Source organism: Cupriavidus sp. D39 (assembly GCF_026627925.1).
GTDB classification, from domain to species: Bacteria; Pseudomonadota; Gammaproteobacteria; order Burkholderiales; family Burkholderiaceae; genus Cupriavidus; species Cupriavidus ulmosensis.
The window spans coordinates 1,002,368-1,026,547 of the sequence record NZ_JAPNLE010000009.1; the positions used below are offsets into that span (position 1 = coordinate 1,002,368).

18 protein-coding genes and 4 pseudogenes are annotated in these 24,180 nt (G+C 63.5%); 15 read left to right on the forward strand and 7 right to left on the reverse strand.

Annotation, left to right across the window (positions count from 1 at the left end; genetic code table 11):
- Window positions 1-617: 617 nt before the first annotated feature.
- The 7 genes and pseudogenes from OMK73_RS16505 to OMK73_RS16530 all read left to right on the forward strand — a co-directional run bounded on the left by OMK73_RS16505 (window position 618) and on the right by OMK73_RS16530 (window position 7,698).
- On the forward strand, window positions 618-1,676 hold the full coding sequence (locus OMK73_RS16505) for a 3-keto-5-aminohexanoate cleavage protein (RefSeq protein WP_267602974.1): 1,059 nt from the start codon (window positions 618-620) through the stop codon (window positions 1,674-1,676).
- A 246-nt stretch (window positions 1,677-1,922) separates the two neighbouring features.
- Window positions 1,923-2,924, forward strand: a complete 1,002-nt coding sequence (locus OMK73_RS16510; RefSeq protein WP_267602975.1) for an AraC family transcriptional regulator — start codon at window positions 1,923-1,925, stop codon at window positions 2,922-2,924.
- A 332-nt stretch (window positions 2,925-3,256) separates the two neighbouring features.
- Entirely contained in the window at window positions 3,257-4,231 is a 975-nt protein-coding gene (locus OMK73_RS16515) for a quinone oxidoreductase family protein (RefSeq protein WP_267602976.1), read from the forward strand.
- A gap of 304 nt (window positions 4,232-4,535) precedes the next feature.
- Window positions 4,536-5,369 (forward strand): annotated as a pseudogene (locus OMK73_RS16520) (TauD/TfdA dioxygenase family protein); the annotation flags it as partial.
- A 249-nt stretch (window positions 5,370-5,618) separates the two neighbouring features.
- A pseudogene (locus OMK73_RS39260) lies at window positions 5,619-5,933 on the forward strand (RBBP9/YdeN family alpha/beta hydrolase); the annotation flags it as partial.
- A gap of 2 nt (window positions 5,934-5,935) precedes the next feature.
- A complete protein-coding gene (locus tag OMK73_RS39265) occupies window positions 5,936-6,163 on the forward strand; it encodes an RBBP9/YdeN family alpha/beta hydrolase (protein WP_420715541.1) in 228 nt (75 codons plus the stop codon).
- 329 nt (window positions 6,164-6,492) lie between these two features.
- A complete protein-coding gene (locus OMK73_RS16530) occupies window positions 6,493-7,698 on the forward strand; it encodes a porin (protein ID WP_267602977.1) in 1,206 nt (401 codons plus the stop codon).
- 180 nt (window positions 7,699-7,878) lie between these two features.
- Here the strand turns inward: OMK73_RS16530 and OMK73_RS16535 are convergent.
- From OMK73_RS16535 to OMK73_RS16575, 7 genes and pseudogenes are all read right to left on the reverse strand, one after another.
- Window positions 7,879-9,205, reverse strand: a pseudogene (locus OMK73_RS16535) (MFS transporter).
- A gap of 100 nt (window positions 9,206-9,305) precedes the next feature.
- Window positions 9,306-10,283, reverse strand: coding sequence for a tripartite tricarboxylate transporter substrate binding protein (locus OMK73_RS16540; protein ID WP_267602978.1), 978 nt, complete (start codon window positions 10,281-10,283; stop codon window positions 9,306-9,308).
- A gap of 92 nt (window positions 10,284-10,375) precedes the next feature.
- Window positions 10,376-13,954, reverse strand: coding sequence for an indolepyruvate ferredoxin oxidoreductase family protein (locus OMK73_RS16545; protein WP_267602979.1), 3,579 nt, complete (start codon window positions 13,952-13,954; stop codon window positions 10,376-10,378).
- 88 nt (window positions 13,955-14,042) lie between these two features.
- Window positions 14,043-15,089, reverse strand: coding sequence for an Ldh family oxidoreductase (locus OMK73_RS16550; protein WP_267602980.1), 1,047 nt, complete (start codon window positions 15,087-15,089; stop codon window positions 14,043-14,045).
- Window positions 15,086-15,790, reverse strand: coding sequence for a GntR family transcriptional regulator (locus OMK73_RS16555; RefSeq protein ID WP_267602981.1), 705 nt, complete (start codon window positions 15,788-15,790; stop codon window positions 15,086-15,088). The genes OMK73_RS16550 and OMK73_RS16555 overlap by 4 nt, the downstream gene beginning before the upstream one ends.
- Before the next feature lie 6 nt (window positions 15,791-15,796).
- A pseudogene (locus OMK73_RS38350) lies at window positions 15,797-16,949 on the reverse strand (UxaA family hydrolase).
- A gap of 4 nt (window positions 16,950-16,953) precedes the next feature.
- The gene (locus OMK73_RS16575; RefSeq protein WP_267602983.1) at window positions 16,954-17,244 is read right to left on the reverse strand and encodes a UxaA family hydrolase; all 291 of its coding nucleotides are present in this window, start codon (window positions 17,242-17,244) and stop codon (window positions 16,954-16,956) included.
- A gap of 188 nt (window positions 17,245-17,432) precedes the next feature.
- On the opposite strand from OMK73_RS16575, the gene OMK73_RS16580 reads away from it, so the two are divergent.
- The 8 genes from OMK73_RS16580 (at window position 17,433) to OMK73_RS16615 (ending at window position 24,150) form a co-directional block, all read left to right on the forward strand.
- Entirely contained in the window at window positions 17,433-17,894 is a 462-nt protein-coding gene (locus OMK73_RS16580; protein ID WP_267602984.1) for a hypothetical protein, read from the forward strand.
- Window positions 17,884-18,249, forward strand: coding sequence for a hypothetical protein (locus tag OMK73_RS16585; protein WP_267602985.1), 366 nt, complete (start codon window positions 17,884-17,886; stop codon window positions 18,247-18,249). The genes OMK73_RS16580 and OMK73_RS16585 overlap by 11 nt, the downstream gene beginning before the upstream one ends.
- 49 nt (window positions 18,250-18,298) lie before the next feature.
- Window positions 18,299-19,270: a zinc-binding dehydrogenase gene (locus OMK73_RS16590; RefSeq protein WP_267602986.1), complete on the forward strand. Its 972-nt coding sequence runs from the start codon at window positions 18,299-18,301 to the stop codon at window positions 19,268-19,270.
- Between the two features lie 40 nt (window positions 19,271-19,310).
- Complete coding sequence (locus OMK73_RS16595) at window positions 19,311-20,105, forward strand: TauD/TfdA dioxygenase family protein (protein ID WP_267602987.1); 795 nt, start codon at window positions 19,311-19,313, stop codon at window positions 20,103-20,105.
- Window positions 20,106-20,346: 241 nt separating this feature from the next.
- Complete coding sequence (locus OMK73_RS16600) at window positions 20,347-21,465, forward strand: Re/Si-specific NAD(P)(+) transhydrogenase subunit alpha (RefSeq protein ID WP_267602988.1); 1,119 nt, start codon at window positions 20,347-20,349, stop codon at window positions 21,463-21,465.
- 10 nt (window positions 21,466-21,475) lie between these two features.
- Complete coding sequence (locus tag OMK73_RS16605; protein WP_267602989.1) at window positions 21,476-21,811, forward strand: NAD(P) transhydrogenase subunit alpha; 336 nt, start codon at window positions 21,476-21,478, stop codon at window positions 21,809-21,811.
- A complete protein-coding gene (locus OMK73_RS16610; protein ID WP_267602990.1) occupies window positions 21,808-23,277 on the forward strand; it encodes an NAD(P)(+) transhydrogenase (Re/Si-specific) subunit beta in 1,470 nt (489 codons plus the stop codon). The genes OMK73_RS16605 and OMK73_RS16610 overlap by 4 nt, the downstream gene beginning before the upstream one ends.
- 87 nt (window positions 23,278-23,364) lie before the next feature.
- On the forward strand, window positions 23,365-24,150 hold the full coding sequence (locus tag OMK73_RS16615; RefSeq protein ID WP_267602991.1) for an SDR family NAD(P)-dependent oxidoreductase: 786 nt from the start codon (window positions 23,365-23,367) through the stop codon (window positions 24,148-24,150).
- The last annotated feature ends 30 nt before the right edge of the window (window positions 24,151-24,180 follow it).

Sequence of the window (24,180 nt, forward strand, 5' to 3'; positions counted from 1 at the left end):
GGATCAGCCCGGGGCGAACAGGTGCGTCAGCCGGGGTGGGAACAACGGCGCGCACGGGGCAGCAGAGAGTCGTCGGGAAGCTGCATGTCTCACTCCAGGTGTTGATTGCGTTTCCTGGTTCCTGGGCCAACTTGCTTTGATGCAGCGGCCCGGCTCTGAAATGGCCTTCGATCAGATTCTGTGGGCTCACTCCTCCGGGCGCTTTGCTTCGCACGACAGAATCTTGCGGATCGCGACAATTGAGGTGCCCGACACCGCCCGGTCCAGACTTCACAAGGTGACTTCATGGGCGCGTTGGCGCGCAGCGCGCCTCTGATCTGGTACGCCGAGATCGCCCAGACCTTGGGCATCGTAGCCAGGGATGGCTCCATCGCTGGCGCTGGCACCTTGTCCCGAATAAGCAAATGAATGTCCCGGATCAGCAAGCGTTGATTGCGGCTGCCGCAGATACTCAAGCCACCGGATCGAAGCCGGATGACGCAGACATACGCACGAAGCGGATGGCCGGCGCCTGCATGACGCTGGCGGGCCGGGCCCCGCACAAGGCGCCCGGCGAATGCCAGCCGGGCGACATTTCCTACCGAACCGACAGCAGCCCTTCCCCTTGGAGAACCACCATGAATTTCCTCGACGGCCACCTTTTTCCCGAAAACCAGCAACCGCTGATCATTACGGCTGCGCCCTATGCACCTGGTTGGTTGCCTGCTGACTTTCCTGAGGACATCCCGGTCACGATGGAAGACCAGATCCAGAAGGCGGTGGACTGCTACAACGCGGGGGCCACGGTGCTGCATCTGCATGTGCGCGAACTCGATGGCCGGGGCAGCAAGCGCCTGTCCATGTTCAACGAACTGATCGCCGGCGTGCGCAAGGCGGTGCCTGAAATGATCATTCAGGTTGGCGGTTCCATCTCCTTCGCCCCCGAGAACGAAGGCCAGGCCGCCAAGTGGCTGGCTGACGATACCCGCCACATGCTTGCCGAGCTGGAACCGACGCCGGACCAGGTCACGGTGACCGTCAACACCTCGCAGATGAACGTCACCGATCAGGCCGAAGATGCGGATTTCAGGGGCACGTCGCGCGCGAATCCCGCCATCTTCGACGCCTACAAGGAAATGACAGTACCTGCGCAGCCGGGGTGGGTAGAGGAGCACGTCCGCCGCCTGACGGCCAAGGGCATTCAGAGTGCATTCCAGTGCTACAACCTCAACAGCTTTGAGTCGGTGGAGCGGCTGATGCGCCGCGGCTTCTACAAAGGCCCGCTGGTCATGAACTGGGTAGCAATTGCCGGCGGCATGGACACTCCCAATGTCTACAGTCTCGCCAACTTCATTCGCGCAGTGCCCGATGGCGCGGTGGTCACTGTGGAAAGCAACGTGCGCAACGTACTGCCGGTCAACATGATGGGCATTGCCATGGGCTTGCACGTGCGCTGCGGCACCGAGGACTGTCTGTGGAACCAGTCGCGCACGGAGAAGATGAGCACCGTGAAGCAGATCGAGCAGCTGGTGGGCATCTCGCGCGAATTCGGCCGCGAGATCGCCACTGCAAAGCAGGCGCGCGAGATCTCCAGGATCGGCGTTTTCTTCGACACGGTGGAGGAATCTCTGCAGGAGAACGGCTTCGCGCCCAATCGCAACGGCGGCAACCAGGGCTTCCTGCGCAAGACGTTCTGAGCGCTGATCCGGGCGACGGGCGACGGGCGTTGCCAACTGGCGGTGGAACGCAGACCGGGCGAAGCAGGTGACATCTGCCAGGCCCAGGTGTTTACCCCAACTTCTATATAGGAGTCTTGACACAGCCCGTGCTCTTAAATACCTTCAGCTTCAGCAGCAGCCGCCCAGTGACGAATTGAGCGCACCGTTGCTCCTCGCCGACGCGGCGATGGATTCAGTTGCCAAAGGATTCGCCCGAGTGATCATATGAGTACCCTGATTCGCAGCGCCCTCCTGGTCAAGTACTCCGAGATTGCCCGGACCCTGGGCGTCGACCCGGAGCGCATGATCCACCACGTCGGTGCCGACCGGACATGCATCCTTTCGCCGGACCTGCATGTTCCGGAATCATGGCTGGCGAAGGTGCTTGAATCCACCGAGCAGGCGTCCAGCTGCTCATCCGTCGGCCTGCTGATGGCTGAGGCGTGGCGGCTGTCCGATTTCGGTCCCATCAGCCTGCTGCTCCAGCACCAGCCGACGCTGCGTCATGCACTGGGGCAGGTGGAGACATACCGTCATCTCCTCAGCGAGTCCGTCACTGTCCACGTTGAAGAAAGCGATGAGATCGCCGTCGTCCATCAGCATCTGACTACGGAGAGGCCGAATCCGGGACGGCAGCCTGTCGAGCTTTCGGTCGGCGCGCTTCTGTCGCTGATGAAATCGATGCTTGGGGGACGGTGGAAGCCGCGAAGCGTACACTTCTCGCATCCTGCGCCCGCAAGTCTCCATATTCACCATCGACTGTTCGGCACAAGGGTCGAATTTGGCTGCGGCTTTGACGGCATCGCATTGGACCGCCAGGACCTTGACCGGCCCAATCCGCTGGGCGACGTGAGCCTCTCCCGCTATGCCAAGGAGTTTCTTGACCATAGCTCGGTCGGCAGGCAGGTTTCCATGGCCTCCAATGTCCGTCGCACGGTCCACTTGCTTTTGCCGCGGGAGCGAAGCGGTATCGACCAGGTTGGCGAGAAGCTCGGACTGAGCGCCCGCACGCTGCAACGACGGCTTGAGCAGGAAGGCGAAGAGTTCTCCTCCCTGGTGAATGACGTCCGGCGTGGCTTGGCCAGCCGCTACCTGGGGGATCATCGATATCCCGTGTCCCAGGTCGCGATCCTGGTCGGGTTCTCCGAGGTAAGCACCTTCTCCCGCTGGTTCAGCGCGCAATTTGGCAAGTCGCCGACTCGCTGGCGAGGTGACCTGCTCCAGTGAATGGGCTGGCCTCATCAATACCACGGCCCTCGCCCCGACCGGGCGATCCGCATCGATATCCAGGGCCCGGCACAACCTATCAATACCCCCGTTTGACTGACGGCGGCCTCATTCACGGCTGCTGCCGGCATCCTTCGTCTGCAGGCACCTGACCGCAGCGCGCCGTTCGCTCGATTCCGACGGATGCATTCGCGCCTGGCGCGATTGGCCAAGTTGTGGCGTTTCCTGCCAAGCGGCGGCGGGTGGAACTGCTGAGAATCCCTAAGCGTCACGGCTCAGGAGCGCTGGTCTTCCATTTGTCAGATCTCCTGAGCCTTTAAACAGGAGACAGGATGAAGGCAGTACGCGTAATACCAGGCGCCGACGGTGGCCGGCTTGAGGTGCAGGATCTTCCCGTTCCAAATCCGGGTCCCAACGAAGTGTTGGTCCGAAATTTTGCGTCGGGCGTCAACTTTGGCGAGATCAAGTACATGCGGGAGCACCGGGCCGGCAACCCGATGACCGCTGGCGTCGAGTTTGCGGGCGAAGTCGTCCGCGTCGGCGAGCAAGTCAGCGGCTGGCGCGAGGGCGACCGGGTCATGGGCCATGGCCGCGGCTGCCATGCCCAATATGTTGTCGCTGCCCCGCTGGCGCTGATGCCGGTCCCGAAGGATGTCTCATGGATCGATGCAGCCGCCTTTCCCAATGTGTTCATCACAGCCCATGACGCGCTGATCACCAACGGCGAACTGAAGGCAGGCGAATCGGTCTTCATCAATGGCGCCTCCGGTGGTGTAGGCATGGCCGCCATCATGATTGCGGCCGCGCTGGGTGCTAGAACGGTGATCGCCTCGTCGCGGTCGGCGGCGAAGCTGGACCGCCTCGCCAGCTTCGGGGTGGATGTTGGCATCGATGCATCCCGTGATTCGCAGGTGGAGGCCATCATGGCAGCCACCGACAAGCGTGGCGTAGACGTCATCATAGATACCATCGGTGGCTCGGCATTCGAGGACCACATCAAGAGCCTCGCGGTAAAGGGGCGCCTTGTCAATCTCGCGAGACTAGGCGGGGCAAGCACTGCGCAGGTCGATATCAACCTGCTGTGGCTGAATCGCCTGAAGCTGATCGGTGCGACGTTCCGCACGCGCAGCGAGCAGGAGCGCCTCGATTGCATCCAGGCTTGCGCACGCGACCTGCTGCCGTTTTTCCGCGAAGGCAAGCTTCGCCTCCCGATCGACCGCACCTTCCCGATGGATTCGATCGCCGACGCCTATGCGTACATCGCGAGCAGCCAGCACATGGGCAAGATCGTGCTCGTTGCCGACTAACTGCTGAAGCTGACCTGCTGCACCCGACAACCCGCCCACGACATCTCGCACCCGGAATCCTCCCCACCCGTGCGAACCGTGGCCAGTCTCGTTGCGACGCAACGCCGAGCGGCGATCAGAGGTTTGATGACAAGTCCGGCGCGCGGGCTTGCACCTGTGGAGCGGTTTGGCGTGACCCGCCAAATTGTGGCGCGATGGGTCAAGCGCATGGGCAGGCCAGTGCCGACAATGGAATCCAAGCTATCCGCTACCCGCTGGCGGGCCTGTCAACTTCCTACGTCAAAGGAAAAGTCGCTATGCAAATCAACCCCTCACCTGCTCGATTGGTGCCGAACTGTCGGGTGTGAATCTCGCCGATGTGGCGCGGAACGATTCGCTGTTCCCCGAGATCAAGGCACTACTGTTGAAACACCGGGTGCTGTTCTTCCGCGACCAGGACATTACGCGCGCCGACCATGTTGCTTTCGCCAGGCGCTTTGGTGACCTGGAAGACCATCCTGTCAACAATACGGTGCCGGGCTATCCGGGCCTGATCGAGATCTACAAGAGTGACAAGCGGGACCACTTCGAGAATACCTACCACACCGATGCGTCGTGGCGGGCGACTCCGCCCAAGGGCGCAGTGCTGCGCTGCATTTCCTGTCCGGAGGTGGGTGGCGACACCATTTGGGTGAACATGGTGGACGCGTACAAGAACTTGCCGGAAGAGATCAAGCAGAAGATTGCCGGCCTGCGTGCGAAGCACGGGATCGAGCATTCGTTTGGCGCGATCATGACGACGGAGGAGCGCGAGAATTTGGTGCGGAAGAACCCGCTGGTGGACCACCCGGTGGTCAGGACGCACCCTGAGACGGGAGAAAAGATCCTGTACGTGGGGCCATTCTCGACACACTTCATCAACTACCACACGCCGGAGAATGTGCGCGTCGGGCAGGACAAGACCCCTGGCGCGAGCCTGCTGCTGAACTACCTGCTCAGCCAGGCGGCGATTCCGGAATACCAGGTGCGCTTCCGCTGGAAGCCGAACAGCGTAGCGATCTGGGACAACGTGGCGACACAGCACTACGCCGTGAGCGACTACTGGCCGGCGCCGCGCAGGATGGAGCGCGCGACCATCATGGGCGACCGTCCCTTCTGAGCCTCCCAAGGACGGTGCGCGCCAGGCACTGCGCGGACGCTGCCGGGCGCAACCGCGTTGCCACCAGACGCTAACCAGGCACGGCAACCCGTCGCCGCGCCAAGGCCAGCCAGTGCGTCCTCACGCTCAACGGCTCGCCACTGCTGGATGACCGCTTCGGCAAGACATTCAATGCTAACGAGGAACTCGAATTCCATGACCACCAGAAAGCCGCCGACGGTTGTGATTGTCCCTGGCCTTCGCGATCACATGCCGGATCACTGGCAAACGCTGCTGGCTGAGCGTATGCGAAAAATCGGAAGAGCGGTACACATCGTGCCCCAAATTGACCAGGACAAGATCCTGCGCAGCGCACGGGTGGCCAACCTTGATCGGGCCGTGAACGGAATTGATGGCCCGATCATCCTGGTTGCCCACAGCGTTGGTGTCCTGATCATCGTTCACTGGGCGCAGCAAACGAAGCGCGAAATCGAGGGCGCGCTGCTAGCCGCGCCCCCGATTTCGACGCGCCGTTGCCGGCCGGCTACTCCGATCCGCAGACGCTGGCAAGGAACGGCTGGACGCCGGTGCCGCGCGAGCGCCTGCCGTTTCCAAGCATCGTCGTCGCCCGCCGCAATGACCCGATCGGCAACTTCGAGCGAATCCGCGAACTCGGGGACACCTGGGGCAGCCGCTTCGTCGACGCCGGCAACGTCGGTCATCTTTCGCCGGCTGATGGATATGGCACGTGGCCGATGGCTGAGGCGTTGATTCAGGAGTTGCAAGCAGCAGGGAGGGCTTCAGCGGTCGGGTGAAACCTGCGTGGTACCGTCGGCCGCCAATGGATTCAATCCGGGGCCGGGCAACAGGGTCTACCGCGTGGACTCCGGCGGCCTGGCCGGTTCCCGCTGGGGCCTGTGTGGCGTAGAGGACCCTGCCCGCCTCCTTCGCCTTCCCTGTGCTTCCTCTTTCCGCGTTGGCTTGCTGCGGCACCTCCGGGGCCACTTTGCACCCATGCGCTGAGATCTTCCTGCAATCCGGACAATCCCGCCCCCTGCCATTGGGGGGCACACGGTGCCTGGCTCTGAGCATGATGGCGGCGTAGTGATGGCCGTAAATAAAACAGACACGAGGAGAAAAGGTAGTGAAATCATCCAGCAAGCTGAGCAAGCTTAATCTTGCACTCATCGCTGTGGGTGCAATCTGCGCCGGCGGCGCACACGCACAGAGCAGCGTGACGCTGTACGGCGTGGCGGACATAAACGTGGAGTACGCCAACCATGTTGGCGCCGTTCCCACCGCCGCCAACAAATTCAATGCCGGCCCGTCCAACGATGTTTACCGCATGAACTCCGGCGGCCTGTCCGGCTCGCGTTGGGGCTTGCGCGGCGCGGAGGATCTTGGCAACGGCCTGAAATCCGTTTTTGTACTGGAAAGCGGCTTTAACCTGGATACCGGCACGTCGCAGCAAGGCGGCCGCCTGTTCGGTCGCCAGGCCTACGTGGGCATCCAAAGCATGCAGTTCGGCCAGGTGACTTTCGGCCGTCAGTACACCTCGATGTTCGAGAGTATCGCGAACTTCGTGCCGGCTGCGTTTGCCACGCAGTATGAGCCGATCGTGATGCTGACCGGCGCGAACTTCCGCGAGGACAACACCATCAAGTACTCCGGCCAGTTCGGTGCCGTGTCCGCCCTGGCACACTGGTCCTTCGGTACCGGCCTGGCATTGCCCACGACGGTGGCCAACGGTCCGTTGCTCGGTGGCAACGGCGAAGTGCCGGGCCAGTTCCGCCGCGACACCGCCTATGGCGCAGCGTTGACCTATATCTCTGGCCCTGTCGGTGTGGCCCTTGCTTACGACCAGTTCAACCCGACCATTTCCAACCCATTGACCGCTGCTGCCCTCGGTAGCGGCAGCTTCAAGAAGGCGACCGTCGCGGCAAGCTATGCGTTCGGCCCGGCAAAGATCATGGGCGGCTATCGCTGGGGCCAGAACAAGGACCAGAATGGCAGCCTGATCGAGCGCGACGACTTCTACTGGATCGGCGCCACCTACCAGGTGACGCCGGCGCTTGGCCTGACGCTCGAGTACAACTACGACAACGTCAAGAACTTCTTCGCCAGCACGTCGGTGCCGAACCCATGGCAAGTTGCGTTTATCGCGGACTACACGCTTTCCAAGCGGACTGACATCTACCTGACCACGGCATATGCAAAGAATGCAGGTCTGGGACTGGACTCCCCGATGATCGGCTTTGCCAACAGCCTATCCCTTGGCAATAGCTACACGCTTGCCAGCGGCCAAAGCAATATGCTCGGTGTCGCCGTAGGTATTCGCCACAAGTTCTAAAGGCAGCCCAACGGCTGTGACAAGGCCTTGTTTGCGCAGCGGTCCTAGCAGGCCTGCGGATACGCTTACATGCATGCAGCCCCCGCTCATGCTCTTTGTGCCGCCTCGGCGGCATTTTTTTGGCACTGACGCAGCCCACACAGATCACTGTGCAACTACCGGGTCGAAAAGACCTCCTGCTCACGACAAACGCCGCCCCAACGTCTCGGGCACCATGGCGAGCCCGATCAGCGAGACAACGCCGCAGCCAATGACATAGAGAGCCGGCGCGTTAGGGTTCCCCGTGACCTGGATCAGCATCGTCGAGAACAACTGCGCGAAGCCGCCGAACACCGCGATCGCCACGTAGTACGTGACCGACATGCCCGTTGCGCGTAGCCGCTGCGGCAGCACCTCGCTGACCAGTACCATCGTGGCGGGAGAGGTCATCGCCATCGGTACGGCCAGCAGCCCTACCACGACTAGCAAGCACGTTAGGGATGGAAAGCGGTTCAGGAGCGAGAAGGCAGGATAGATCATGACGAGCAGCGCCACCCGGGACCACCACACCACTTTCCGGCGCCCGATGCGATCGCAGAGCCAGCCGGACAGCGGTGCGAACACCGCCAGCACCAGCGAGGCGACGAAGCCTGCCCAGATGGCGTCACCGCGCGAGATATGCAACTGGAAGGTGGCGTAGTTGGCCAGGTAGAAGGCAATGATGTGGACCGAGGCCGCGAGGCCGATCATCAGCAGCACGCTCGCCAGCAGTTCACGCCAATGTGCCTTCAGCAACTTGCGGCCGCCGTCCTTTTTCGTGGCCTTCTTCGGCTCCAGCACCAGCGTCTCTTCCAGACGGCGCCGGATGATCTGGCCGATCGGAATGACCAGGATGCCAATCAGGAAGGCGACGCGCCACCCCCAGGACTCGAGTGCGGAAGGCGGCAGCGCATGACTGAGCACCAGTGCAACCAAGGCAGCGAAAACAGCGGCAACGCCCTGGCTGGACGCCTGCCAGCTGGTGTAGAAGCCCCGCGATCGCTCATCCGCATACTCGAGCAGCATCGCGCTGGCAGAGCCCATCTCGCCGCCGATGGCGAAGCCCTGGATCAGGCGGGCAAGAATCATCAGCACGGGGGCAAGGACGCCAAGTTGCGCATAGGGTGGCGTCACCACCAAAATCAGCGCACTGAAGGCCATCAGCCACATCGAGAGCACCACCGCCGGCTTGCGGCCTACGCGGTCGGCATACGCACCGATAACCAGGCCGCCCAAAGGCCGCATCAGATAGCCCGCCCCAAATGTGCCGAAGGACAACAGCAACTGGCCGAGAGGATTGCCGACTGGAAAATACAGGGGAACGATCAGGAGGGCGAAGAAGTTGTAGACACCTGAGTCATACAAGCTCCAGCGCGCCACCGATGGTAATGGCGGAAACGGCCGAAACCTTGGATAGCGGCTTGGGCGCGGAGGTGTTCGGCATGGCGCGTGGGGATGTGGCTCCCATCGCAGTCGGATCAGAGGGCATTGGTGTCTCCTGCCTTGCGGCGGTGGATCAGCAAGTACATGGCTCGCTGCCGGTAGTCGTTACTGAGGGGATGGGATTTGCGCATCCGCACCGGTATCCGCTAGTCCAGGCGCACCCCCGATTGCTTGACCACGATGGCCCACTTCTTCTGCTCAGCGGCGATAAACGTGCTGAACTGCTCGGGGGTGCTGCTGGCCGGTTCATAGCCTCTGCCGACCAACTGATCGCGGACACTTGGCATGTTCAGGGCTTTCGCAATCTCCGTGCTGAGGCGAACCACGATCTCCTTCGGCGTCCCGGCAGGTGCCACCAGGCCATACCATTCGCTCGCCTCGACCCCGGGGAATCCCGCTTCCGCCATCGTTGGCACATCCGGCAGCATGCTCAGGCGCTGCTTGCTGGCTACCGCGATGGCTCTGATCTGCCCGGATTTCACGAACGGCAGCACTGCGGGAAGGCCGTGAAACATCATCTGGATATGGCCGCCGACCATGTCGGTCAGTGCCTGCGGCCCGCCCTTGTAAGGGGCGTGGATGACGTTGATGTGGGCTGCTTCCTTGAACGACTCTCCGATCAGGTGCTGTTGGGTTCCCGGCCCTGGCGACGCATAGCTCATGAGCCCCGGCTCCGATTTGGCGCTGGCCACCAGTTCCTTCACCGATTTCGCCACCGTCGGATTCACCACCAGCACATAGGGTGAACTGGCCAGCAGGCTCAGCGGTGCAAAATCCTTGCTCGTGTCGAAGGGCAGGTTGCTGTAGAGGCTTGGGTTGATCGTCATCGGTGCGCTTGCCACCAGCAGCGTATAGCCATCCGGTGCTGCCTTCGCGCCCATGCCCGCACCAATATTGCCGGTGGCGCCGGGCCGGTTGTCCACCAGGACCTGCTGGCCAAGGCTGATGGAGAGTTTCTCCGCCACGGTACGGGTGACGGAGTCGACGCCGCCGCCGGCCGGCCACGGTACGATGATACGGATCGGCTTGTTTGGGTACCCACCCTGCGCCCACGCGCAGGGGACGGTAGCAGCCAGTGCAATGGCAGACAGAAACAGGCCTGCACGGCGTAGTACGAAGTTCATCACGGTCTCCAGACTTTATCGTGTTTTGATGATGCTCTACGCGCAATCTTGCTTGCCTCGCCCCGGGTGCGCGCCGGTATGCTGCCTCTGGCTCAAGCCTTGGCCTTGCGTTTCGGCCCGGCTTCGCTCTGGGCACCAAGGGCGCTACGCCACTCGGTCATCAAGCGCTCCCATCTGGCCCGGACTGCGGCCAAATTTCGCGCCTTGACGTGGCCGTACCCGCGAACGTCTTCCGGCAGGCGCGCGATTTCCAGTGCCAGGTCGAGATTCCGTTGCGACAGCGTTTGCAGAAGCTCTTCGATACTCTTGCAGTACTCCCCGATCAGTGCCCTCTCCACCTTGCGTTCCTCGGTGTAGCCGAACGCATCGAACGGGGTACCACGCAGGCCTTTGAGCTTGGCCATCACCCGGAACGCGGTGCGCATCCACGGGCCGAATGGCCGCTTGACGAGTTCGCCCTTCTCGTTCTTCCTTGCCATCAAAGGCGGCGCCAGATGGTGGACCAGCTTGAAGTCGCCCTCGAACATCGCGGCGACCTTGCCGATGAAGGCCGGGTCGGTATGCAGCCGCGCCACTTCGTACTCGTCCTTGTAGGCCATCAGCTTGAACAGGTAGCGTGCGACCGCTTCGGTGACCTTGCTGCTGCCAAAGCGCGACTCCACAGCCTGGACCTTGGCAACAAAGTCCTCATACTGCGCGGCATAGGCGCGGTTCTGGTAGCTGGTGAGGAACTCGGCGCGCTTGCCGATGACATCGCCGATCGAAGGCTTCCTGACGAACTGAACCACCTGGGCATCGGCGGACCGCACGGGCACCTTGGCCAGATCGTGCGCGCAGTGCCGGCCCCACTCAAAGGCCGCCTTGTTGTTGTCGACCTGCACGGCATTGAGTTCGATCGCGCGCATCAGCGCTTCACGCGACAGCGGCACCCTGCCCTTCTGCCAGGCGTAGCCGAGCAGCATCAGGTTGGAGTAGATCGACTGCCCGAGCAACTGCGTCGCCACTTGTTCGGCATCAAAGATGCCGATCTGGCCGGCCTCGACGCCTTGCGCGATCGCCGCGATGGCCTGGTCGCTGTGAGACTGCCAGTCCGGATCGAGGACAAAGGCCGAAGTCGGTGTCACGTGGCTGTTGAGCACGACGAAGGTGCGGCCGTGCGACATGGTCGCCAGCGTTGCCTTGCTGGCACCGACCACCGTATCGGAGGCGATCACGAGGTCCGCCATGGCGACATCGACGCGCGTTGCGTGCAGGGCGTCGGCTTCGTTGGCAATCTGGATGTGGCTCCAGGTGGCGCCACCCATCTGCGCCATGCCGGTGGCATCCTGCGTGCTCACGCTCTTGCCTTCCAGGTGGGCCGCCATGCCGAGTACCTGGCCGATGGTCACAATCCCCGTCCCGCCCACGCCCGCCACCACGATGCGCTGCGCCTTGGCGGCATCCGGCAGCTTCGGCTCGGGAAGCGCCGGCATATCGGATAGCTTCGCCTTGCGCGCCGCCTCCGGCTTCTTGAGCTTTCCACCCTCCACCGTGACGAAACTCGGGCAGAAGCCCTTGACGCAGGAAAAGTCCTTGTTGCAGGTGTTCTGGTTGATCTCCCGCTTGCGGCCGAACTCGGTTTCGAGCGGCTGTACTGCTACGCAGTTGCTCTCGACCGAACAATCCCCGCAACCTTCGCAAACCAGTTCGTTGATGATGACGCGCTTGTCCGGATCGGACATGGTGCCGCGCTTGCGTTCCCGCCGCTTCTTGGTAGCGCACGCCTGGTCATAGATGATCACGGTGGCACCCTCGACCACCCGCAACTCGCGCTGCACGGCATCCAGCTCATCCCGGTGGCGTACGGTGACGCCAGGCGCCAGGTCCTTGACGACAGCATACTTCTGCGGCTCGTCGGTCACCACGACAATGCGCTTCGCCCCCTCCGACGCCAGTTCGCGCGTCATGCCCGGCACGTCCAGCTGCCCGTCGACCGGTTGCCCGCCCGTCATGGCAACGGCGCTGTTGTAGAGGATCTTGTAGGTGATATTGACGCCGGCATTGATCGATTGCCGCACCGCCAGCGACCCGGAGTGGTTGTACGTGCCGTCGCCCAGATTGGCGAACATGTGCGCGCGCTTGCTGAACGGCGCCTGCCCCATCCAGGGCACGCCCTCGCCGCCCATCTGTGTCCACGACGTGGTCGAACGGTCCATCCAGACCACCATGCCGTGGCATCCGATCCCGGCCATGGCAATGGATCCGTCCGGAACACGGGTGCTGGTGTTGTGCGGGCAACCTGGGCAGAACCACGGCAGACGGTCGGTGCCGCGGCTGTCGCCGGAGGGGAACTGGCGATCCTTGGCCTCGATTTGCGCCAGGTGCACGTCCATCCGTGCGGCGACATCCGGGGGCACGCCCAGCTTCTTCAGGCGGCTCGCGATGGCCTTGGCGATCAGCGCGGGGGTCAGGTCGGCCTTGGCGCGCAGCAGCCAGTCTTCTGCCGGCTTGCGGTGGCTCCATTCACCGCCGGCGCCTTCACCGTCGGCCGGCTCGTACTTGCCGATCACGGCAGGCCGTGCGTCGGCGCGATAGTGGTACAGCTCATCCTTCACCTGCTGCTCGATGATCGGGCGCTTCTCCTCGACTACGAGGATTTCGCGCAGGCCGTGCGCGAATTCGCGCACGCTCGTTGGCTCGAGCGGCCACACCACGCTCACCTTATGTAGCCGCACGCCAATCGCGCGGCACAAGGCATCGTCCAGGCCAAGGTCAGCCAGCGCCTGCCGGGTATCGCTGTAGGCCTTGCCGCTGGCGATGATGCCGAGACGGTCATTCGACCCTTCAATCACGTTGCGGTTGAGCCGGTTTGCGCGGACATAGGCAAGCGCCGCCGGCCACTTGATCTCCATCATCCGCGCTTCCGCCGCCAGCGGATCATCGGGCCAGCGGATATGCAAGCCGCCCTGCGGCGTGGCGAAATCTTCGGGCAGCAGGATGCGCACCCGGTCGGCATCGGTGACCACCGACGCGCCCGCCTCCACCACCTCCTGCACGGTCTTCATGCCAGCCCACAAGCCACTGAAGCGGCTCATGGCCAAAGCATGCACACCCAGATCCAGAATATCCTGCACGCTGGCGGGAAAGAACACCGGCAGCCCGCAGGCGATAAACGTATGGTCGCTCTGGTGCGCGAGCGTGCTGCTCTTGGACACGTGGTCGTCTCCGGCCAGTGCGATCACACCACCCAGCGGCGCGGTGCCTGCCAGATTGGCGTGCTTGAGCGCGTCGCCGCTGCGGTCCACCCCCGGGCCCTTGCCGTACCAGATACCAAACACCCCGTCGTACTTCTTGCTCTCGGCATCGAACTCAAGCTGCTGCGAGCCCCACACCGCGGTCACGCCGAGTTCCTCGTTGACGCCGGGCTTGAAGACGACATGATTGTCCGCGAGGTGCTTCTTGGCCTGCCACAGCGCCTGGTCGTATCCGCCGAGCGGAGAACCCCGGTAGCCGGAAATGAACGCGGCGGTATTATGGCCGGCCAGTGCATCGCGTTTGCGCTGCAGCAGCGGCAGGCGCACCAGTGCCTGGACGCCGCTCATGAAAGCACGCCCCGTGTCCAGTGCGTACTTGTCGTCGAGCGTGACGATTTCCATGGCCTTGCGTGAGGCGTCTGAGAGAGGGGCATTCATAGGGCAGGTACTCGCCAATTGTGTTGTGGGGAGGGCGACCAGCGCCCGCCGGGCTCGCAAGGACCCGGTACGTGTGGCGCTTCGGTGCTTATTCTGGTGCTGATGTCGGAAATCGCACGCCGAGCCGTTCGCCAAGCACGCTTAACTCCTGCGCGATCGCGGCAGGCAGCGCAATCCCGTGCTCGCGTGCCTCGCGCTCCAGTGCGTCGCCACGATTGCCGGGCAGCCGCGCTTCATCGCCGCCTGCGCAAAGGTAGGTCTCGGTCCATTGACTCATATACTCGCCAAAGGGCGCCTGCCCGGCGAAGGATTCCGGCTTTACCATCCAGAGGAACCCGTCCTGCATGGCGGCGGCACGGCCAGGCAGGAGATTGCCCGGCGCCGGTGCGTGAGACGCCGTGGTTGCCGCCAGGGCACCGGCGAGGCACTCCACCATCATGGCAATGCCGATGCCCTTGTGGCCGCCCATGGGCAACAGTGACCCGCCCAGCGCGCGCTTTGCATCGGTGGTTGGCCGGCCGTCCGCATCCAGCGCCCACCCTTGCGGGATCGGCTTTCCCTCGCGTGCCGCGAGCAAGATATGGCCACGCGCGGCCACGCTGCAAGCCACGTCGAATACGATCGGGGCCTGCCCCGGCAGCGGGCAACCGAACGCAATCGGGTTGTGCCCGATCGCCGCGCGCGGGAATCCCTCCATGGCGAGCGCCGGCGGCGTGCGTTGCCCGATCATGGAGAAAGCACCGGCCTCCGCCGCCAGCAGGGCGTGGATGCCGAGCGCCCCCAGATGGCCGCACGATTGCAGCACGATCAGTACGGAAGCGCTGGTCTCCAGGGCTTCCAGTCCCAGGCGCACCGCATAAGGACCGGCGATCTGCCCCATGGCGCCATCGGCCTGCAGCACGATGCCGCCGGGGAAGGACCGATATGCCATCTCCGGCCTGGGATTGAACTCGTTCGCCCGCAGCCGCTCCACGTAAGACGCCAGGCGAGTCATGCCGTGCGTCTTATAGCCCTGCAACTCGCTGCGCACCAGGATGGCGGCGGCTTCGGCAGCTTGTTCCTGCGGCACGGAGCAGCCTTCGAATACCCGGGTCGTCCACTGCTCAAGCGCCTGAACGTTCCAATGCGTGCTCATGAGGCCTTCTCCCGCACCACCATCAGGCGCTCGGAAAACGGGCCGGAATAAACCGTCTGGTAGTACAGCGGCCGGTCGCGCAGCGTATAGCCGCGCAGTTCCATGACGAAGCCCGGCTGCCCGGCTTCGAGACCGAGCTCGCGGGCCGCTACCGACGGGATTTCGTCGAATCGCATCCACTGGTCCACGCGCAACGTCGGGAGCGCCAGGCGCTGCCCGAGCAGCTCCCGCAGATTCTTCTCGAGATCATCGCGTTCAACGCCGCCCAGTTGCGCGAAGTCCTCCTCGCGCAGCCAGAACTCGCTGTACAGGTCGAAGCGCCCGCCCACATTGATGATGCGTTCAATGCGAACGAAGGCTTCGCCCTCGAGAAACTCCGACCACGGCCCTTTGCGCTTGAGCCGCTTGACCGAGCGCGCATGGACGTAGGAAGGCAGCTCGTTGCCCTCGGCATCGCGAAAGCGCAGGTAGCGCACATCGGCAGGCGCGACCCTGGCGCCCGAGACGAAGGTGCCGCGGCCCTGCTCGCGGGTGATCAGTCCGGAGTGCGAAAGACGTGCCAGCGCCTTCTGAATGGTGCCCACGCTGACGCCATGCGCCGTGGCAAGCTCTCCCTCGGAAGGCAACCTGTCACCCTCGCGCAGCGCACCGGATTCAATGGAACGGATAATGGCGTCGGAGACGCTGATCAGCTTTGTCATGTTGGCTCAGAGGCTAAGTGCAAATCGACTGATTGCGGTTTCCCTGATGTCCAGCACCTCGCTGCTGAGACGGGTGCCGGACGCCACATCCATGGCGTAGGCATACAGCCGATCACCGACATCAGAGATCTTTTGTCCCTTCTCGAGGATCCCGCTTGCGTCGAAATCAATGTTATCGGCCATGGACTCCAGCGTATTGACGTTGCCGCAGACCTTGACCGTCGGAGCGACCATGCTGCCGATCGGATTGCCCACCCCCGTGCCAAAGAAGGTGAGCTGGCAACCGCCGGCGGCAAGTGCACTGAGATTTTCCACTGCCGCCGCCGGAGCGTCCATGAAATGCAGGCCTTTTTTCCCGGGGCTTCGCCATAGCGCAGCACGCCAACCAGTGGACTCGAGCCAGCCTTGGCCATCGCGCCCAGGGCTTTCTCCTCGACCGTGGTCAGCCCGCCGCGCTTGTTGTCGGGCGAGGGCTGGGATTCGCGCATATCCACGCCACGGGTAATCGCGAGGTTCTCCATGCCGCGGACCGCCCTGACGAAGGCATCCCTGACCGAATCGTCGACGGCGCGTTCGGCAAAGAGGTGCTCCGCGCCAATGAACTCAGACGTCTCGGAAATGATGATGGTGCCCCCTCTTCGATCACCCGGTCGGCCAGACGGCCGATCGTCGGATTGCAGCTCAGGCCGGAGGTGGTATCAGAACCGCCGCACTCGACGCCCAGGACCAGCGACGACACCGGGCAGGGTTCGCGCCTTGCACGCGAGGCCGCAAGCGAAAGCCTCAAGGCCTTTCGGGTGCCGGCGGCAATGCAGTCGATCGTGCCGTTCGGTTGCAGATGCACCGTTTCCACGGGTTTCCCCGTGGTCCTGATACGGCGCGCCACCTCCTCCGTCGACGAATCTTCGAGCCCCACCAGCAGGACTGCGGCGACATTGGGATTGCGTCCCAGTCCTGCCAGCGACTCATAGGCGAAATCCAGGTCGGCGCCGAACTGCCCACGGACAAACAACGTGGTGACCGGGATGCAGCCGCTCACGGTCTGCGCAATGGTGCGCGTAACCGGGTTGCAGTTGTCCATCACGGAAATCACCGCCACCCAGTTGCGTACGCCAACTGTGTCGTTCTCGCGGCGGTAGCCAAGGAATGTCATTGCCATTTGCTTACCTCTTTTCCAGATCGCCGCGGGCGCGGGTCGACTCGATGTTGTGCACGTGCATGTGTTCGCCAACCTTCAGGTTCCGGCTGGCCCGCCCGATGACCTGCCCGTACTTCAGGACACTGGCGCTCAGCGGGGTATCCGCGATACAGACCTTATGGCCGAATGGCACATCCTGGAGCAGCGTCATCTGTCCCGATGCCTCTCCTTGAAGGGTGCAGGGCTCGCCGGCACGGCCGGCATCGAGCAGCGTGGCGACGTTGTCCGCCTGGTTGAGTACGATGGCACGTGGCATTTGCTGGATTCCTATATAGGTGTTTGATGTACTGTAGTTAATCGAAAGCCAGCATGTCAAGGTTTACTGGGGCAATCCACTACTCTCCCACGTAAGTCCTATATAGAAGTTCTTGACAGCAACACGCACTGTGCCTATCTTCACAACAAGGGCGGCACAGCAGTGCCCGCGAATTCAGGAGACAGAGAATGAAGGTGGCTTCCCACATGGAGAAGATTGCGAAGCTGGAAGCATTGCGCGAACGCCTCGATCCTCTTCAGGACTTCGAACTGTGGTTCTGGACCGGGATGACGGCTGGCACGCACGCAGTCAATGCGGCACTCCATCATGCCGCCGTCACGCTGGACGACGACGTGTTCCCGACGCAGCCAGGCGCCTACCTGGTGCCGCAGCCGGACGGCTCGCTGCGTGCGGCATTCGGCCCGCTGGGCGATGTGCTGCACGTGGGCAGGCCCAAGATCGACGCCCCCGTCCCGGACGATGTGGCGGCGATGATGCATGAGATGGAGATCGTCGAACGCCATCGGGATCCGTGCCTGCGCGAGGGGCTGGCGCCGACGGCGGCCATTGCCGGGGAATGCGATGCTGCCCTTGGCCGTTGCCTGCGGCTATTGGCCAGCCGGATGCATGGAGGCAAAGATGCACGTTGACGCCCACATCGCCATCGCGCGCCGGATCGAGCGCTCGCTGCAGAAGTGCGGCCCAGCCGACTACGAGATCAAGATCGAGGCCGCCATGCTGGCAGGCACGCACTGGTTGAACGCCGCGCTGCATCGCGTGCGTGCGAACCGGCCGGACAGCGACGTCTTTCACACTTACCTGCTGATCATCAACGAGTTCCGACGGCTCAGCATCGCGGACGGCGAGTTGATGCAGATGCTGGCCGAAATCGAGGATATCCGGCCGCCCTTTGTCCGCGGCAACCTGGCGGGCGGCGAGCGCGCCGCCGAGCGCGCCCTTGAATTGCTGGCGCGGATCCGTACGAAGGCCCTCGCCAGCGAGTGATCAAACGAGTGATCAAACTACTGCAGCACCATATGAAAAGGAGACAGCAGTGAAAGCAGTACGTGTCATACCGAGCCCTACTGGCGGCAAAGTGGAAATACAGGACATCCCCATTCCAGTCGCTGGCGCCGGCCAGGTTCTGGTCAGGGTGCGAGCCGCCGGTCTCAACCGGGGCGAAATCAACCAGGCGCGTGAGTTGCGCACAGGCAATACGATCACCGCGGGCGTCGAGTTTGCCGGGGAGGTGGCAGCAGTCGGCGACGGCGTGAGCGGATGGCGCAAGGGGGATCGGGTCATGGGCCACGGTCGTGCGTGCCAGGCCGAGTATGTGATTGCCGATCCACTGGCGCTGATGGCCGTGCCCGATGGTCTTTCCTGGATCGACGCCGCGGCATTCCCCAATGTCTTCATCACGGCCCACGACGCAGTGATGACCAATGGCCGCCTGCGTGCCGGCGAAGCGGTACTGATCAACGGCGCATCAGGCGGCGTGGCCATGGCCGCGATCCAGATCGCGTCGCTGTTTGGCGCCAAACCAGTGATCGCCACTTCACGCTCGGCCGCCAAGCTCGATCGCCTGAGCCAGTTCGGTGTGGACGTGGGCATCAATGCATCGAGCGAATCGCAGGTCGATGCCGTCATGGCTGCCACAGGCAATCATGGCGTCGATCTCATTATCGACACCGTGGGCGGCCCGGTCTTCGAGGCAAATATGCAGAGCCTCGCGGTCAAGGGACGGCTGGTCAATATTGCCCGGCTGGGTTCGAGCACGGCGCAGATCGACCTGAGCCTGCTCTGGCTCAAGCGGCTGACGCTGGTTGGCGTGACATTCCGCACGCGCTCAGAGCAGGAACGGCTGGAGTGCATCCAGGCTTGCGCGCGCGACATGCTGCCCTTCCTGGCGGCTGGGCGGATCCGTCTGCCGATCGACCGCACCTTCGCAATGGACGCCATTGGCGAAGCGCACGCCTATATGCAGCTTGACCAGCACGTCGGCAAGATCGTTCTGGTCGCGGACTAATTCATCCTTTTGAGTTTTCAAGAACGAACAGGAGACATTCATGGGTATCCAGGTCACACCGCTCACCGGCTCGGTTGGCGGGTCGGTGGAAGGCATCGATTTGAACCAACCGATTGACGATGCGGCCTTCGAAGTGTTGCATCAGGCGTTCCTTGAATATGGCGTGCTGGTCTACCGCGGCCAAAGGCTCCAGCCCGAGGCCCAGATCGCATTTGCCAAGCGCTGGGGTAAGCCGGTGCAAAACAATCCGCTGCTGAGAGGGCTGCCGGACTTCCCGGAACTCGCCCAGGTCACCAAGATTCCCAAGGAGACGGCATCTACCGAGGCCTGGCACTCCGACTCCATCTATACCGAGGTGCCGCCCAAGATCTCGATTCTCTCCGCGGTGGTGGTACCGCGCGGCGGAGACACGATGTGGTGCAATCAATATCTGGCCTATGAGCGCCTGTCTCCCGCCATGCAACGCATGCTCGAAGGCCTGCGCGTACGCTTCACGGGATTGCGGCTCGCCAGGATGACGGGGTCGGATTCGGTGCCCTCGGCGGTCCACCCGCTTGTTCGCACCCATCCGGAGACACACCGCAAGGCGCTCTATGTGGGGCATCCCGACACGGCACACTCCATCGAAGGCATGACGCCCGCCGAAAGCCGGCCGCTCCTCGACTTTCTCTATGAACACTCGACCAGCCCCGATAACGTCTACCGCCATATGTGGCAGCAAGGCGATGTCGTGATGTGGGACAACCGTTGCACCATGCACTATGCCGTGCACGACTATGGCGAGGCCGAGCGCATCCTGAACCGGGTGACGCTGGAAGGCGAAGTCCCCTGTTGACAAGCAGCGGGCCCGGCTGCGGAACATGCGCGGCCGGTGCCCTGGTTGCCGGCGGCTTCCTTCCCGCCGGTCCGGATCGAATCCCTGTCCCCAGATGCTAGTCACGGCTTCACGCGCGCTACGCGGGTTTCCAGTGCCCCGCCATGGTCCCGCGTGGGGAAGCGCTTCTTGAACTGAAGGTGCCCGGCAGCCCGGTCACGAGGCCGCCGGGCGACAAGACAAGAGCATAGGAGAATACACAATGCAGATGGGTATCCCGACAGAAGTTCGGGCAGGCGAAGCACGCGTTGCCGCCACCCCGGAGACAGTCAAGAAATATGTTGCACAGGGCCACCAGGTTACCGTGCAGGCCGGTGCGGGATTGCGCGCCAGCCAGCCCGACGCCGCCTACGAGGCGCTCGGCGCCCGCATCGGCAGCGCCGCCGACGCCTTGGGCGCGCAGTTGGTGCTCAAGGTCCGCGCCCCGACCCCGGCCGAGCTGGCCCGGATGAGCGAGGGCTCGGTGCTGGTCGGCATGCTCAACCCCTTCGATGCCGAGAACAAGGCCCGCATGGCCGCCGCCGGCATTGTCGGCTTCGCGCTCGAGGCGGCGCCGCGCACTACCCGCGCGCAGAGCATGGACGTGCTCTCCTCCCAGGCCAATATCGCGGGCTACAAGGCGGTGCTGGTTGCCGCCCACCATTACCAGCGCTTCATGCCGATGCTGATGACCGCCGCCGGTACCGTCAAGGCGGCGCGCGTGCTGATCCTCGGCGCCGGCGTGGCCGGCCTGCAGGCCATCGCCACTGCCAAGCGCCTGGGCGCCGTCATCGAAGCCTCCGACGTGCGCCCCGCCGTCAAGGAGCAGATTGAATCGCTGGGCGCCAAATTCCTCGATGTGCCCTTCGTCACTGACGAAGAGCGCGAGATCGCCCAAGGGGTGGGCGGCTATGCCCGGCCGATGCCGGCGGACTGGATGCGGCGCCAGGCCGAACTGGTGCATGAGCGCGCCAAGGGCGCCGACATCGTCATCACCACCGCGCTGATCCCTGGCCGCCAGGCGCCGGTGCTGCTCAAGGAAGAGACCGTGCAGGCGATGAAGCCGGGCTCGGTGGTGGTTGACCTGGCTGCGGCGCAGGGCGGCAACTGCCCGCTCACGGTGGCCGACGAAGTGGTGGAGCGCCATGGCGTCACGCTGATCGGCCACACCAACCTGGCCGGCATGGTTGCGGCTGACGCGTCCGCGCTCTACGCGCGCAACGTGCTCGACTTCCTCAAGCTGATCATCGACAAGGATGGCAAGCTCGCCATCGATATGAACGACGACATCGTAGCGGCTTGCCTGATGACCAAGCGCCGTGAACTGGAATTGACAAGCTGAGGAGAAGTCGATGGAAATGGTGAACCACACGGTGATCAACCTGATCATCTTCGTACTGGCGATCTACGTGGGCTATCACGTGGTCTGGACGGTCACGCCCGCCCTGCACACACCCCTGATGGCGGTGACCAACGCAATCTCGGCCATCATCATCGTCGGCGCCATGCTGGCGGCCGGCCTGACCGAGGGCCCCGTCGGCCGCACCATGGGCGCGCTGGCGGTGGCGCTGGCCGCGGTCAACGTGTTCGGCGGCTTCCTGGTGACGCAGCGCATGCTGGAGATGTTCAAGAAGAAAGAACCCAAGGCCAAGCCGGCGGGTGCCCATGGCAAGGAGGCCACGGCATGAGCAATCTCGTGAGCATGAACCTCGTCACCCTGCTCTACCTGCTCGCCTCGGTGTGTTTCATCCAGGCGTTGAAGGGATTGTCCCATCCTAGCTCCGCGCGGCGCGGCAATGCCTTCGGCATGATCGGCATGGCCATCGCCGCAGTGACCACGCTGGTGCTGATCGCCAAACTGAAGCACGACTTCGTGACGGCAAGCGCCGGCCAGTCGTCGGTCGCCGAAGGCCTGGCGTTGATCTTCGGCGCGCTGGTGGTCGGCGGCGGCATCGGCGCCTACGTCGCGAAGAAGGTCGAGATGACCAAGATGCCTGAACTGGTGGCCGCCATGCATTCGCTGATCGGCCTGGCCGCGGTCTGCATCGCGGTGGCCGCGGTGGCTGAGCCGGCCGCCTTCGGCATTGCGCCAACGGGATCGCACGACATCCCGCTGGGCAACCGGATCGAGCTGTTCATCGGCTGCTTCGTCGGCGCCATCACCTTCTCCGGTTCGGTGATCGCCTTCGGCAAACTGGCCGGGCGCTACAAGTTTCGCATGTTCCAGGGCGCGCCGGTGTCCTTCGCCGGGCAGCATATGCTGAACCTGCTGCTGGCGGTGGCCATGATCGGCTTCGGCGTGCTCTTCTTCCTGTCGCAGGACTGGCTGCCCTTCCTGCTGATGCTGGCGATTGCCTTCGTGCTGGGCGTGCTGATCATCATCCCGATCGGCGGTGCAGACATGCCGGTGGTGGTATCGATGCTGAACTCGTACTCGGGCTGGGCGGCGGCCGGCATCGGCTTCTCGCTCAACAACCCGATGCTGATCATCGCGGGCTCGCTGGTGGGCTCCTCGGGTGCCATCCTCTCGTACATCATGTGCCGCGCGATGAACCGTTCGTTCTTCAATGTGCTGCTGGGCGGCTTTGGCAACACAACGGCAGCTGCCACGGCCGGCGGTGCGGAACAGCGCAATGTCAAAGCCGGCTCGGCGGACGACGCGGCCTTCCTGATGGGCAACGCCGAAACCGTGATCATTGTCCCGGGCTACGGCCTGGCGGTGGCGCGCGCGCAGCATGCGCTCAAGGAACTCACCGAGAAGCTGGTCGAGAAGGGCGTGACGGTGAAGTACGCCATCCACCCGGTGGCGGGCCGCATGCCGGGCCATATGAACGTGCTGCTGGCCGAGGCCGAGGTGCCTTACGACCAGGTCTTCGAAATGGAAGACATCAACAGTGAGTTCGGCCAGGCGGACGTGGTGCTGGTGCTGGGCGCCAACGACGTGGTGAACCCAGCCGCCAAGACCGATCCCAACTCGCCGATTGCCGGCATGCCGATCCTGGAGGCCTACAAGGCCAAGACTATCATCGTGAACAAGCGTTCGATGGCGGCGGGCTACGCGGGCCTGGATAACGAACTGTTCTACATGGACAAGACCATGATGGTATTCGGCGACGCCAAAAAGGTGGTCGAAGACATGGGCAAGGCGGCCTGAGGCAGCTTTGGCTGGCCGCCTGCGCCCATTGGCGAGCGGTGGCCGGGAAACACCCGCATCCATTCTGGCAATCAAAGGAGATTTGGCATGAAAGCGCATCCCGCCCCTAACCCGTTTGCCGACCTGGAAGGCAAGGTAGCGCTGGTGACCGGCGCCTTCGGCGGCCTGGGCCGGCACTTCGCCCTGACCCTGGCGCGTGCCGGATGCCGGGTTGCACTGGCCGGACGGCGCGTCGGCGAAGGCGAGGCATTGCTTGCCGCGCTCCGCGACGAAGGTGGTCAAGGCTGCGTGGTTTCGCTCGACGTCAGAGACGCGGCCTCGGTGGCGTCGGCCTTCGCGAGTGCGGCCAGCGCGTTGGGCACGGTCAATATCGTGGTCAACAGCGCAGGCATTGCTGTCACGCGTCCCGCCATCGAGGTGGCGGAGGACGAATGGCAGAGCGTGATCGACACCAATCTGAGCGGCGCGTGGCGGGTGGCACAACAGGCGGCGAAAATGATGCGCGATGGCGGCAAAGGCGGCAGCATCGTCAACATCGCCTCGATCCTTGGTATGCGCGTCGCCCAGCAAGTGCCTGCCTACACCGCGGCCAAGGCTGGCCTCATTCACCTGACACGGTCGCTTGCGCTGGAATGGGCGCGTTATGGCATCCGCGTCAATGCGCTGGCGCCGGGGTATTTTGAAACCGACATCAATCGGAGCTTTTTCGAGACCGATAGCGGCCAGGCGCTGGTAAAGCGGATACCGCAACGCCGGCTCGGGCAACCGGAGCAACTCGATGGTGCGCTGCTCCTGCTGGCGTCGGACGCCTCGGATTACATCACCGGCGCCGTCTTGCCCGTGGATGGCGGGCACATGGTCAGCACGCTTTAGCAGGCTTTAGCACGAAACGCACGACACAAG